This is a genomic window from Gordonia sp. SGD-V-85, from assembly GCF_001456905.1.
Taxonomy (GTDB): domain Bacteria; phylum Actinomycetota; class Actinomycetes; order Mycobacteriales; family Mycobacteriaceae; genus Gordonia; species Gordonia hongkongensis.
Map to the genome: position 1 here is coordinate 1 of NZ_LNQO01000008.1, position 12,071 is coordinate 12,071.

The window sequence follows — 12,071 nt, forward strand, 5'->3', positions numbered from 1 at the left end:
GTGAATCAATAATCACAAGGCAGACAGGCACTTTCGCGTATCACACGCCGAACACCAGCAACATCAGTGAAATATCCAGGCTCAGGGAGCGGTGGTTGGTTGCGCCCCTCCGCAAGCTGCGGCCTCCTAAGGGAGCGGGGTGATGTTCGCAAGCGCTCTTCAGGAGCGTGGTGATGCGCGCAAGCTCGCTTCTCGGCAACGCTCGCCGTGGTCGGTCAGCCGGCGTCGCCGACCCGGGTGCCGTCCAGGACGGCGCACAGCTCCGGTATCCAGTCGCGATCTGCCGGGACGATCTCGGCGGCGTCGAGGTGTCGTAGCTCGTCGGCGGAGAACCAGCGCACGTCGAGGTGCTCGAGCGCGGTCGGAGTCCCCGAGCGCAACCGCGCCACGTAGGCGTGCAGGGTCAGGCCACCGGGCAGCGCGACCGGGGAGCCGACGCCCTCGCCGGCTTCGACCTCGGCTCCGAGCTCCTCGCGGATCTCCCGAACCAGCGCCGCCGCATGGGTTTCCCCCGACTCGACACGACCGCCGGGCAGTTCCCACAGACCGGCGAGTTCGGCCGGACGGGACCGCTGCGCCAGCAGCACGCGGCCGTCGGCGACGATCGCCGCGGCGACGACGTCGCGCGGTCGGGTGTCGCGGGGTTCGTCGCGCGCGGCGCGCGTCGCGATCATCCAGGCGAAGGTGACGAACGTGGCCGCGGGCCACGCGGCCCCGAAGATCGCCTCGAGTGCCGCCGGGGGATGGGGACCGTACTCGATCGTGACCCGGAGCAACCACGGAATCCCGAGGCCCGCGACCACGATCCACATCCCGAGGACCGCCCGCGCGCCCCGGCGCCGCGAACCGGTGCCGTGCACGAGCCAGATTCCCAGCGGGATGATCCACACCCAGTGATGCACCCACGAGATCGGCGACACCAGGAGTCCGAAGAGCTGGACCACCAGCAGGATGCCGAGGGCGTCGGACACCGCACGGCCGGCGAACACCGCCACCACGACCGCGACCAGGACGCCGACCATCCAGATCCAGCCCGACCCCACGTCGAAGCCCACGAAGCGGGACAGGGTGCCACGCAGGCTCTGATTGATCACTGCCTCGACGGGACCGATGCGCTCGGCGTCGCCGAGCAGGGTCCCGTAGTAGGTGCGGGTGACGTCGGGGAAGAGCAGCAGGCAACCGAGAACGGTGAAGACGAAGGCGACCGCGGCGGCCGGGGCGCCCAGGGGTTTGCGGGCGGCGAGATACCAGAGCCCGGAGATCGCCGGGGTGAGCTTGACCCCGGCCATCAGACCGATGAGTGCGCCGCCGGCGAGCACCCCGCGGTCGCTGCGCGCCCAGGTGACCGCCAGCAGGGTGCCCAGCATCAGGAAGACGTTGATCTGGCCGTAGTCCAGCGTGACCCGGACCGGTTCGCACCAGATCGCGGGGGCGGTCCAGAGTGCGGCCACGGCGTAGACGTCGGTCGTCGACCCGCACAGGCGTAAGGCGAGGACGACGCAGGTGTACAGAGCTCCGAACGTCGCGAGCTGCCAGCCGATGGCCACCAGGTCCCATGGCACGAGCGACAACGGGTACAACACGACGGCCGCGAACGGCGGATACGTGAAGGGCAGGGCGAAGTCGGTCTCACCGGCGTAGGTGAAGAGATAGAGCGACCCGTCGGCGAGACCCGCCGAACCGTCGCGGTAAACGTGCAGGTCCACGAAGTTCCTGCCGTTCACGGTCAGCGTGTCCCAGACGAGCCGCGCGATGATCGACGCCGCCAGGAGAGCGGTCGCCAGCACGGACCTGGAGCGCACGAAATACCAGGGTAGACAGCCGGAGGGCGGTATGGCGAAACGGTGCGCGGTGAGCGGGTCGGCACGAGTGTGTGTGAATACTTGACCCATGCGTTTCTTCTACGACTCGGAGTTCATCGAGGACGGCACCACCATCGAGCTGGTCTCGATCGGGGTCGTCGGTGAGGACGGCCGCGAGTTCTACGCGGTGTCGACCGATTTCGACCCCGGCCGGGCGGGGGACTGGGTGCGGGCCAACGTGCTGCCGAAACTGCCCTCGCCGTCGTCGTCCGCGTGGCGGGACCGTCGACGCATCCGGGAAGATCTCCTCGAGTTCCTCACCGCCGACGGCTCCGACATCGAGCTGTGGGCCTGGGTGGGCGCCTACGACCATGTCGTGCTGTGCCAGTTGTGGGGTCCCATGACCGCGCTGCCGCGTGAGATCCCGCGGTTCACCCGTGAGCTGCGGCAGCACTGGGAGGCCGCGGGCCGACCGGCGCTGCCGCCCACGCCGTCGGACGCGCACGACGCGCTGAGCGACGCCCGGCACAACCTGCGCCGGTGGGAGGCGATCGAGAAGGCCCGCGTCTGACCCGCGGACGAATCCACTCCCCACGTCTCCTCTACCCTGGACGGGTGGTGAACTGGACCGTAGACGTTCCGATCGACGACCTTCCCGAGCTCCCGCCGCTTCCGGGGGATCTCCAGACGCGTTTCGACGACGCGATGAGCCGCCCGGCGGTACAGCAGCCGAGCTGGCCGGCCGACGAGGCGCGCAAGATGCGGACCGTCCTCGAGTCGGTCCCGCCGATCTGTATGCCCGCCGAGGTCCAGACGCTCGCCGCGCAGCTGGCCGACGTCGCCGAGGGGCGTGCATTCCTCCTGCAGGGCGGTGACTGTGCGGAGACGTTCGCCGACAACACCGAACCGCACATCAAGGGCAATATCCGCACGTTGTTGCAGATGGCGGTCGTGCTCACCTACGGCGCCAGCATGCCGGTGGTCAAGGTCGCCCGGATCGCAGGCCAGTACGCCAAGCCGCGATCATCCGACACCGACGCCCTGGGGCTGCCCTCCTACCGCGGCGACATGGTCAACGGATTCGTGGCCGACGCGGCGGTGCGGGCACACGACCCGTCCCGGCTGGTGCGCGCCTACGCGAATGCCGCGGCCGCGATGAACCTGGTCCGCGCCCTCACCCAGGCCGAGGCGGATCTGAGCCGGGTGCACGACTGGAACCGCGAGTTCGTGCGTACGTCACCGGCCGGCGCACGCTACGAGGCCCTGGCGTCCGAGATCGATCGCGGCCTGCGGTTCATGGACGCCTGCGGCGTCACCGATTCGAATCTGAACTCCGCCTCCATCTTCGCCTCGCACGAAGCGCTCGTCCTCGACTACGAACGCGCCATGCTGCGGCTGGCCGACGACCCCGAGGGTGCCGGCAAGGTCCTCTACGACCTCTCCGCCCACTTCCTGTGGATCGGGGAGAGGACCCGCCAGCTCGACGGCGCCCACATCGCGTTCGCGGAGCTCATCAGCAATCCGATCGGCGTCAAGATCGGGCCCACGACGACGCCCGAGCAGGCCGTCGAATACGTCGAGCGTCTCGATCCGCACAACGTGCCCGGGCGACTCACGCTCGTCGCGCGGATGGGCAACGGCAAGGTCCGCGACGTGCTGCCGGCCATCGTCGGCGCCGTCGAGGCGACCGGCCACAAGGTCATCTGGCAGTGCGATCCGATGCACGGCAACACCCATGAGGCGTCGACCGGCTTCAAGACCCGGCACTTCGACCGCATCGTCGACGAGGTGCAGGGGTTCTTCGAGGTGCATCGCGCGTTGGGCAGCCATCCCGGTGGCGTCCACGTCGAGTTGACCGGCGAGGACGTCACCGAATGTCTCGGTGGCGCACAGGAGATCTCGGATCTCGACCTCGGGGGACGCTACGAGACCGCCTGCGACCCGCGGTTGAACACGCAGCAGTCGCTCGAGCTGGCGTTCCTCGTCGCGGAGATGCTGCGCGGCTGAGGGAGCGGGGCGTCAGCCGATCGCCAGGAACGTGCTGCCGACCCAGAAACCGAGGGCGCCGAGGCCGCCGACCAGCACCAGCACGACGACTATCCAGACCAGCGCGCCGAGCCGGCTGCCGCCGATGAGTTCGGGCTCGACGGCCATCGGCCGTGAGGTACGACGGGTCACCGGACGCGGCGCGGAGCCGACGTCGTCGCGCTCGGCCGCAGGTTGCTCCACGGGTGTGGCTGTGTCCGCGGGCCGCGCCGGGCCGGGCACCGACTGGACCCGGGTGCCATGGCCGCCGGGATCGGGGCCCCGGTAGCGCGACACCGTCTGACGCTCGGCCGACCGGCGCGGCGCGGGCACCGTGAACGGCGGGAGGTCGAGTTCGTCGGCGACGGCGAGCAGGGCCCGTTGCATGTCGAAGCCGTCGGCATATCGATCGGCGGGGTCGCGTTCGGTCGCGCGCAGCACGATCTCGTCGAACTCCTCCGGCACCCCCGGGATCACGTCGCCCGGCGCCGGCACGTCGAAGCTGAGTCGCTGGTAGGCGAGGGCCAGGGGTGAGTCGCCCGAGAAAGGTGTTCTGCCCGTGAGGAGTTCGAACATCATCACACCCATGGAGTAGACATCGCTGCGAGCGTCGGCGTGGGTGGACTCGACCTGTTCGGGGGAGAGGTAGGCAGCGGTCCCGAGGATCACGCTGGCCGAGGTCACCCCGGCCTCGGCCACGGCTCGCACCAGTCCGAAGTCCGCGACCTTGACCTCGCCCTCGTCGGAGATGAGCACGTTCTCGGGTTTCACGTCCCGGTGCACCAGACCCGCGGCATGTGCGGTGCCGAGCCCGCCGAGTACCGGCGCGGCCACCGCGACGACGGCATGGGGTGGCATCGGGCCGCGCTCGCGCAACAGTTCGCGCAGGCTGCCCCCGTCGACCAGTTCCATCACTAGGAACGCGATGCCGTCGTCGATGCCCTGGTCGTACACCGAGACGAGCCCGGGATGTTTCAGGCCGGCGACCGCGCGTGCCTCGAACTCGAAGCGGCGCAAGAACTGTGGGTCTCCCGAGTACCGGGAGTCCATCACCTTCACCGCCACGTCGCGTCCCAGCCGCAGGTCGACGGCGAGGTAGACCGCCGACATGCCGCCTCGCGCGATGGGCGCGTCGATCCGGTACCGGTCCTCGAGGACGGTCCCGAGCATCGTGTCGACGGGGGAGTTCACGCTGCCGAATCTACCTGCAGCCCGGGCCGGTCGAGAGCATCGGCACGATGCCGACCGAGGGTGTCGCCGCCGGGGCGTTCGCGGGTCTCGTTCGTCATGTCGTCGCGACCCGACGGTTTCTCCCGCTCCCGACTACCGGCTACCCTTTCGACGTGGGTTCCCTACCGTTGTCGCCTGACACTCTGCCTTCCGACACCGAGTTCCTGTCGATCGACGATGTCGCCGACCGCCTCGGGGTGTCGACCAACCGGGTGCGGACACTCATCCGTGACCATCACCTGCTCGCGGTCTCCCACAACGGATACCCGGCGATTCCGGCGCTCTTCGTGGACGAGGGCGGCGTCGCGAAACACTTCTACGGGCTCGTGGCGGTCCTGATCGACGGCGGTTACACGCGCGACGAGGTGATGGAGTGGCTGTTCACCGAGCAGGAGGATCTCGGACTCCACCCGGCGGCAGCGCTGCACACGGATCTCGCCCGCGAGGTCATCCGCCGGGCGCAGGCCCAGGCTTTCTGAGCGACGCCCCGGCCCCGAACCCCCGGGGTCCGGACTCCCGGTGCTCGGCCTCGGCGCGCCCCGACTCCTCGACGCCCGTCTCCGCGAGGACATCCGACGCGAGAGTGCCCTCGCCGGCCGGGGTCGCGCCCCACGCCCACCTGCCGAACCGGCTCAGCCGCAACGGGTCCCGACGGGTCAGCGACCAGGCCGCGACGCCGGCCAGTGCGGCCGCCAGCGTCACCTCGACAGGTTTGTAGAAGACGATCGCGTCGTCGGGCTGGAACACGATCAGCAGGAACGTCGAGGCACCGACGACCGTGGCCCGCACCCACATCGGCAGGTCGAAGGCCACCGCGATCACCAGCACCCACGTGTAGTACCAGGGCAGCGTCGACGGCTCGAGCAGGAGTACAGCCAGCATCGCCCACGCCATCCCGGCGACCGCGTCCCGCACGTCGTGGCGGTGGCGCCACCAGAGCGCGACCAGCGTGACCGCGAGGACCACCGAACCGATTGCCCGCGTGACCTCCAGCACCGGTTGCAGATTGAGGGCGACGAACGGCGCCGCGACGAGGGTCACGACATGGGCGGCGAGGGTGGGAATGGTGAACCAGTTGATGATGACGTCGGCCCACCCCAGGCCGGTGAGCCAGCCGAGTCCCAAGCCGATCACCAGGGTCCACAGGCCGAACACCGCGACCGCGATCCCGACGATGGATGCGAACACCGTCACCACGTCGCGGGCGGTCACCGGTCGCCGGGAACGGATGTGCGACAGCCAGATCCACAAGACGAACGGCAGTGCGATGCCGGCGGTGATCTTGATCGACACCGCGAGCGCCAGGACGGCTGTGCCCACCACGTGCCGGCCGTCGACCACCAGGACGATCCCGGTGACGAGGACGCCCATCATCAGCAGCTCCACGTGCGGTCCCGCCACGAGATGGATCAGGACCAGCGGGTTGAAGAGCACCAGCCAGAGTCCGGCTTGCGGGGAGGCCCCGAACCGCTCCGCCAATCGGGGGATCGCCCAGAGGGACAGGAAGAGTCCGGGCAGCAGCACCAGCCGGATGGCCAGCACGCCGAGGACGACCTGGTCGCCGGTGATCTCGGTGACGACGCGCAGCATGCCCATGAAGAAGGGGCCGTACGGTGCCGTCGTGGTCGCCCAGACCTGCGCCATGCTGTCGACGAGCGGACCGGGCAGGTGGGCGGGACCGTCGGCATACGGGTCGAAACCGGCGCCGAACACCGCGCCCTGGGCGAGATAGGCGTAGACGTCGCGCGAGTACACCGGCACCGCGACGAGCAGGGGAGCGGTCCACACGAGCACCCATCGGCTCAGCGTCCGCGTCGTCGGCGCGGTGTCGGTGGTGGAGGAGATGATCCGACGCCCCAGCCGGACCCACCCGAACACCATGAGGAACACGCCCAGCCAGAACAGCGTCCCGAAGACGTTCTTGCCGTGCCCGTACGTGATCCAGCTCAGACCCAGATCGGAGAGAAGAGCGGAGTTGCGCGGCGGGTCGCCGACCCCGAAGCTGCCGAGACAGACCAGCACGGACCCGATCGCGCCGAGGATCAGATCGCCCCGACCGGCCGTGGCGGCACCTGTCACGGAAGTGCTCACGCCTGACGGTGCGCGACGCGATGGGCGACCGCGATCAGCTCGGCACGGATGTCGTCGCCGATGTCGGCGGCGTCGAGTGCGGTCAACGCCGACCCCAACAGCTCGTCGATCGAGTTCTCCACCTCGGCCACCGCGCCGAGCTCGACGAACAGGTCTCGCGCGGAACCCAATTCGTCGCTGTCGAGCCGGCGGCCGAAGTAGGAGCGCAACCGCGCGCCGAGGGCCGGGTCGGCCGCATCGGCGCGTTGCAGCGCGATCGCGCGCAGGGCCGTGTGCTTGTCCGAGACCAGATCGTCCCCGGACGGTTTACCCGTGCGTTCGGGATCGCCGAAGACGCCGAGCAGATCGTCGCGGAGCTGGAAGGCGATGCCGAGGTCGTGCCCGATCGCACGCAGCGTCGACACCAGCTGCTCGGACGCACCGGCGAGTCGCGCACCCAGCTCGAGCGATCGCGCGACGGTGTAGGCGGCGGTCTTGAACTCCATCACCCGGTAGGCGGCCTCGGTCGAGTCGTCGCCGCCGGCCTCGTTCACGATGTCCAGGAACTGGCCGCCGAGCACCTCGGTCCGCATCGCCGCCCACGTCGCGCCCACCTCCGCGGGCAGCGGGTGGTCGCCGTCCCTGCCGGTTGAGCGGTCCCTGCCGGTGGAGCGGTCCCTGCCGGTTGAGCGGTCCCCGCCGGTTGAGCGGTCCCCGCCGGTTGAGCCTGTCGAAACCCCCGGCCGGTGACCGTGGACCAGGTCGTCCGCCCAGGCGAGCGCGAAGTCGCCGGCGAGGATCGCGGCCGCCACCCCGTGGGCGCCGGAGTCCCCGGCCCACTCCGCGCTCGCGTGCCGTGACTCGAACTCCCGGTGCACGGTCGGGTACCCGCGCCGGGTGTCCGACCGGTCGATGATGTCGTCGTGGATCAGGGCGCAGGCCTGCACGAGTTCGAGTGCGGCGCAGACGCGCAGCGCGTCCCGCGGGCCGGGGGCGTCGTCCTCGGCTGCGGCCCCGGCGACGGCACGGTCCGACGACGACGTCCCGCAGCGCCACCCGGCGAAGGCGAAGACCGGTCGGATGCGTTTGCCTCCTCGCAGCACGAACTCCCGGATCAGTTCGGCCGCCTCACCGACCACCGGTGCGATCGCGGCGGCGGCCGGGACCGCGTCGTCGAAGAAGGCGCGTAATTCGGCCTCGACGGCGCCCGGAACCGCATCGAGCGAGGTGGGCGTGGGGATCGTGGAGGTCACCCTGCCAGGCTATGCGACCTGCTCCGTACACTGTGCGGGTGACCCCAACCGCTCCCGCACCCTCGATCGTCGAACGCCTGTCCGCTCCGCACCGCGGCCCGGTCCCGTTCTCGGTCGAGTTCTTCCCGCCGCGTGACGCCGAGGCCGAGTCCCGGCTGTGGCGGGCGGTGCGCATCTTCGAGCGGTTGTCCCCGGCGTTCGTCTCGATGACCTACGGTGCCGGTGGTTCGACGCGGGATCGCACGGTGCGCATCACCGGTGAGCTCGCCGCACAGACCACGCTGCTGCCGGTGGCCCACCTGACCGCCGTCAATCACAGCGTCGCGGAACTGCGCGCGCTCGTCGGTGCCTACGCCGACCAGGGCATCACCAACATCCTCGCGCTCCGCGGCGATCCGCCCGGCGATCCGCTCGGCGAGTGGGTCGCCCATCCCGACGGCGTCGAGTACGCCGAGCAACTGGTCCGGCTCATCGATACCCTCGGCGACTTCCACGTGGGGGTGGCGTCGTTCCCGGAGACGCATCATCGGTCGCCCGACATCGAACACGACACCCGCACACTCGTCAGCAAGTTGCGGGCCGGGGCCGAGTACTCCATCACCCAGATGTTCTTCGACGTCGAGCACTACCTGCGGCTGCGCGACCGGGTCGCGGCCGCCGACCCCGAGCAGGGACTCAAGCCGATCATCCCGGGAATCATGCCGGTGACGTCGCTGGCCACCGTCCGTCGCATGGTCGAGCTGTCGGGATCGGTGATCCCGCCCGACGTCGAGGAGCGGTTCGCCAAAGCGGCGGGCAACGGCGCCGAGGAGGACCGCGCGTCGGTCCGTGCCGTCGGCATCGACTTCGCCACCGAGATGGCACAGCGACTCGTCGCCGAGGGTGCGCCGTGCCTGCATTTCTGCAGTCTGAATTTCGCCAAGGCCACGACGGAGGTCCTGGGCCGACTCGGCGTGGACGTCGACGCCGCGCTGCACGTCCCGGCCTGAACGGCCGAAGCTGTTCCGCCGGACCGGTGTCGACGCCGGTCCGGCGCGGCATCATGTGCCTGCGGGTGGCTTTCGATCCGCGGGCGGCGTTGCCGATGACGGACCCGACACGGGATCGGCGGCAGCCGCGAGTCCTTCACCCGAGATCGACGAAGGGTTTGTCTTAGCCGCCACCGGACGTCCGGGCCGCGGTCCGCGATACCGCTTGGAGTAGGCGATCCGGACGATCACCAGGACGACCACGACGCACAGCAACGCGACGAACCACGACCAACTGCTGACCGCGGCGGTCGCCGGGTCCGGATAGGTGGCATCGGCGCTGAAGTCCGACGGTTCACCCGGAGCGGGGGTCCAGGTCACGGTGGACTCGCCGACCTGCTCGCCGTTCGTCGCGGTCACCGGACCGCCGAAGGTGACGGTCAGTTGCACGTAGTCGCGGTCCGGGACCAGCTCGGTCAGATCGGCGTCGCCGCGGAACCGCACCACCTCCCCGCTGCGCTTGGCGGTGAGGTCCATCGTCAGCGAGGTGTCTCCGTAGGCGTCGGCCACGATGTCGCCCAGCTGGGCGAACTGTCCCGCGGTGAGATCGCTGAACGACGCCCGCGTTCCGACGCGCGTGGCGGGATCGTCCTCGGCGGGGTTCTCGTCCGCGCCGGCCTCGTCGTTTCCGGCGGGCTCGGAGGGGGAGGGGGAATCCGCCGTGTTCTCGGGTCCGGCGCCCGGAGACGACGGCGCCTCGGGACGATCGGGCACCTGTTTGTAGTCGGTCACCGAGACCTGCCCCACCATCGACTCGGGGAGGTCGAACTGCGGTGTCCCGCGCGGATTGTCCGGGGTGGTCGCCACGACGACGCTCCCCGAGTAGCGATCTCCCACCGTCGTCGACCGTTCGAGACAACCGGCCATCAGCGGGGAGAGGGCGACGAGAGCGACGGCGACCGCGGACGGCAACAGGCGCCGGGCTCGGCGGGACCCGGGCGCACCCGGTACGGGATTCGACGAACGCACGGTGCTCATCGTGCCAGACCCCGGCCGGACCGCGGGGCACCGGTCACACCGCGCCGCGTCGGGTGTCGGCGGTGTCAGGGCCGACGGCCGAGACCCCGACGCCCGCGTCGCAGCGCCAGGTGGGCGGCGATGTAACCGCTCGCGCCGGTGACACCTCCGCCGGGGTGAGTCGACGCTCCGGCGAGGAGCAGGCCGTCGGCACCGGGGACGCGGTGTCCGGCGAGGTCGGGGGTGGGACGCCACATGAACATCTGGTCGATGGACATCTCGACATGCATGATGTTGCCGCCGATCAGGCCCAGCTCATCGGCCAGATCTCGCGGCGTCTGGACGTACCGATGCGCGACCGACTCGGCGAAACCGGGCGCGTGGCGGTCCACCTCGTCGACGACGGCCTTCGCGGCGCGGTCCGCCGCGGCCGGCCAGTCGCCGTCGGCCAGCCGGTACGGATGCCACTGTGCCCAGAGATTGATGACGGAGCGGCCCGGGGGCGCGAGCGTCGGATCGATCGCCGAATAGCTCATCGCGACCACAGCCGGGCGCGGCGGGAGCTCGCCCACCGACGCCGCGGCATGGGCTCGGGTGAGGTGGGCGCGGTCGGTGACCAGCAGTCCGAGAGCCGAATGGACGCCGTGCTCGGGCAGGTCGCCGGGCAGCCCCTGGTAGTCGGGCAGGCCGGTCGTCCCCAGGCGAACCGCCATCCCGATCCCGCTGCCCACGACGATGGCGCGTCGCCAGCGGTCGATGACGCCCGCGTCGAAACCGCCGGCGGCGAGGAGGTCGAGCGTGGTGAGCACGTGGCAGGCGTGGATGACTGTTGCGGCACAACGGGATTGACCCGTGCCGGTGAGCACCCGCCAGTGGTCGCCGCAGCGGGCGACGGAGACCGCGGGGTCGCCGCAGGAGACACGGCCGCCGTCCTGGTGGATTCGGTGCACGAGGGCCTCGGTGAGGGCGCCGCTGCCCCCGATCGCGCGTCCGGGCGGGATTCGGTGCATGAGTGCGGCGAATCCGATCATCGGCGCCGTGCCCGGTGCGCTCATGGGCGGTCCGGACTGGGCGCCGAACCACGCGAGTCCGGCCTTGAGCTGTTCGGACTCGAAATACTCGTCGAGGAGGGAATCGCCGGAGGCCATCAATTCGGCGGTCAGGTTCAGCACCCGGCCGCCGCGCCGGCCGAACAACCCCGTGCGTGCCGTGGTGGCGGTGCCGCCGAGCCCGCCGAAGGCCCGGCCGAACTTCCCCATCGTCGCGGGTTGGTAGAACGCATCCATGACCGCCCGCGCCCGCGGCGTCCACGTCTCCACGAACCGTCGATATGCGGCGGCATCGGCCGCACCGCAGGCGTTCTCGATGGAAGCACACGTCGCGTCGAGGTCGGTGCGGAAGACGATCGGCGGGGCGGTCGCGGTGGCCGGGACGAACGCCCACGGATCGCAGTCGACGTAGCGCAGGCCGTGCGCGGCGAGGTCGAGGTCGTCGAGGACGGGGGAGTGACGGATCATCAGATGCGACGACGACCCCCGGTCGACCCGATGGCCGGGGAACCGTTCGACGGTGGAGACCGCGCCGCCGGGGATGTCGTCCCGCTCGAGTACCTCCACATCCCGTCCGGCCTGTGCCAGGTAGGCCGCGGCGATCAGGCCGTTGTGGCCCGCGCCGATGACGACGGCGTCACGCCGGGGGCCGTGCAT

General features: G+C 70.4%; 10 protein-coding genes. 4 read left to right on the top strand and 6 right to left on the bottom strand.

Annotated elements, in window-relative coordinates:
- Positions 1 to 215: 215 nt before the first annotated feature.
- Complete coding sequence (locus AS181_RS11225; protein WP_058251694.1) at positions 216 to 1,787, bottom strand: mannosyltransferase; 1,572 nt, start codon at positions 1,785 to 1,787, stop codon at positions 216 to 218.
- Between the two features lie 103 nt (positions 1,788 to 1,890).
- On the opposite strand from AS181_RS11225, the gene AS181_RS11230 reads away from it, so the two are divergent.
- Positions 1,891 to 2,373 (top strand): polyadenylate-specific 3'-exoribonuclease AS, encoded by a 483-nt coding sequence (locus AS181_RS11230; protein WP_058251695.1) that lies wholly within the window; start codon positions 1,891 to 1,893, stop codon positions 2,371 to 2,373.
- 44 nt (positions 2,374 to 2,417) lie between these two features.
- Positions 2,418 to 3,809 (top strand): class II 3-deoxy-7-phosphoheptulonate synthase, encoded by a 1,392-nt coding sequence (locus AS181_RS11235; RefSeq protein ID WP_058251696.1) that lies wholly within the window; start codon positions 2,418 to 2,420, stop codon positions 3,807 to 3,809.
- A gap of 12 nt (positions 3,810 to 3,821) precedes the next feature.
- Here AS181_RS11235 and AS181_RS11240 read toward each other — a convergent pair whose 3' ends face one another.
- Positions 3,822 to 5,018: a protein kinase domain-containing protein gene (locus AS181_RS11240; protein WP_058251697.1), complete on the bottom strand. Its 1,197-nt coding sequence runs from the start codon at positions 5,016 to 5,018 to the stop codon at positions 3,822 to 3,824.
- Positions 5,019 to 5,170: 152 nt separating this feature from the next.
- Here AS181_RS11240 and AS181_RS11245 point away from each other — a divergent pair, with 152 nt between their 5' ends.
- On the top strand, positions 5,171 to 5,536 hold the full coding sequence (locus tag AS181_RS11245) for an Rv2175c family DNA-binding protein (protein WP_058251861.1): 366 nt from the start codon (positions 5,171 to 5,173) through the stop codon (positions 5,534 to 5,536).
- On the opposite strand, the gene AS181_RS11250 is transcribed toward AS181_RS11245, so the two are convergent.
- The gene (locus AS181_RS11250) at positions 5,505 to 7,148 is read right to left on the bottom strand and encodes an alpha-(1->6)-mannopyranosyltransferase A (RefSeq protein WP_058251698.1); all 1,644 of its coding nucleotides are present in this window, start codon (positions 7,146 to 7,148) and stop codon (positions 5,505 to 5,507) included. The genes AS181_RS11245 and AS181_RS11250 overlap by 32 nt on opposite strands.
- Complete coding sequence (locus AS181_RS11255; RefSeq protein WP_058251699.1) at positions 7,145 to 8,380, bottom strand: polyprenyl synthetase family protein; 1,236 nt, start codon at positions 8,378 to 8,380, stop codon at positions 7,145 to 7,147. Before AS181_RS11255 ends, AS181_RS11250 begins: the two co-directional genes overlap by 4 nt.
- Positions 8,381 to 8,391: 11 nt before the next feature.
- Between AS181_RS11255 and AS181_RS11260 the strand changes: the two genes are divergently transcribed.
- Positions 8,392 to 9,369: a methylenetetrahydrofolate reductase gene (locus tag AS181_RS11260; RefSeq protein ID WP_058251700.1), complete on the top strand. Its 978-nt coding sequence runs from the start codon at positions 8,392 to 8,394 to the stop codon at positions 9,367 to 9,369.
- A gap of 51 nt (positions 9,370 to 9,420) precedes the next feature.
- Here AS181_RS11260 and AS181_RS11265 read toward each other — a convergent pair whose 3' ends face one another.
- The gene (locus AS181_RS11265; protein WP_058251701.1) at positions 9,421 to 10,386 is read right to left on the bottom strand and encodes an LppM family (lipo)protein; all 966 of its coding nucleotides are present in this window, start codon (positions 10,384 to 10,386) and stop codon (positions 9,421 to 9,423) included.
- Between the two features lie 65 nt (positions 10,387 to 10,451).
- The gene (locus tag AS181_RS11270) at positions 10,452 to 12,071 is read right to left on the bottom strand and encodes a phytoene desaturase family protein (RefSeq protein ID WP_058251702.1); all 1,620 of its coding nucleotides are present in this window, start codon (positions 12,069 to 12,071) and stop codon (positions 10,452 to 10,454) included.

Coding starts and splice junctions, on each gene's coding strand:
- AS181_RS11230 (WP_058251695.1), top strand. CDS start 1,891: ATGCGTTTCTTCTACGACTCGGAGTTCATCGAGGACGGCACCACCATC.
- AS181_RS11260 (WP_058251700.1), top strand. CDS start 8,392: ATGCGACCTGCTCCGTACACTGTGCGGGTGACCCCAACCGCTCCCGCA.
- AS181_RS11265 (WP_058251701.1), bottom strand. CDS start 10,386: ATGAGCACCGTGCGTTCGTCGAATCCCGTACCGGGTGCGCCCGGGTCC.
- AS181_RS11270 (WP_058251702.1), bottom strand. CDS start 12,071: ATGCACGGCCCCCGGCGTGACGCCGTCGTCATCGGCGCGGGCCACAAC.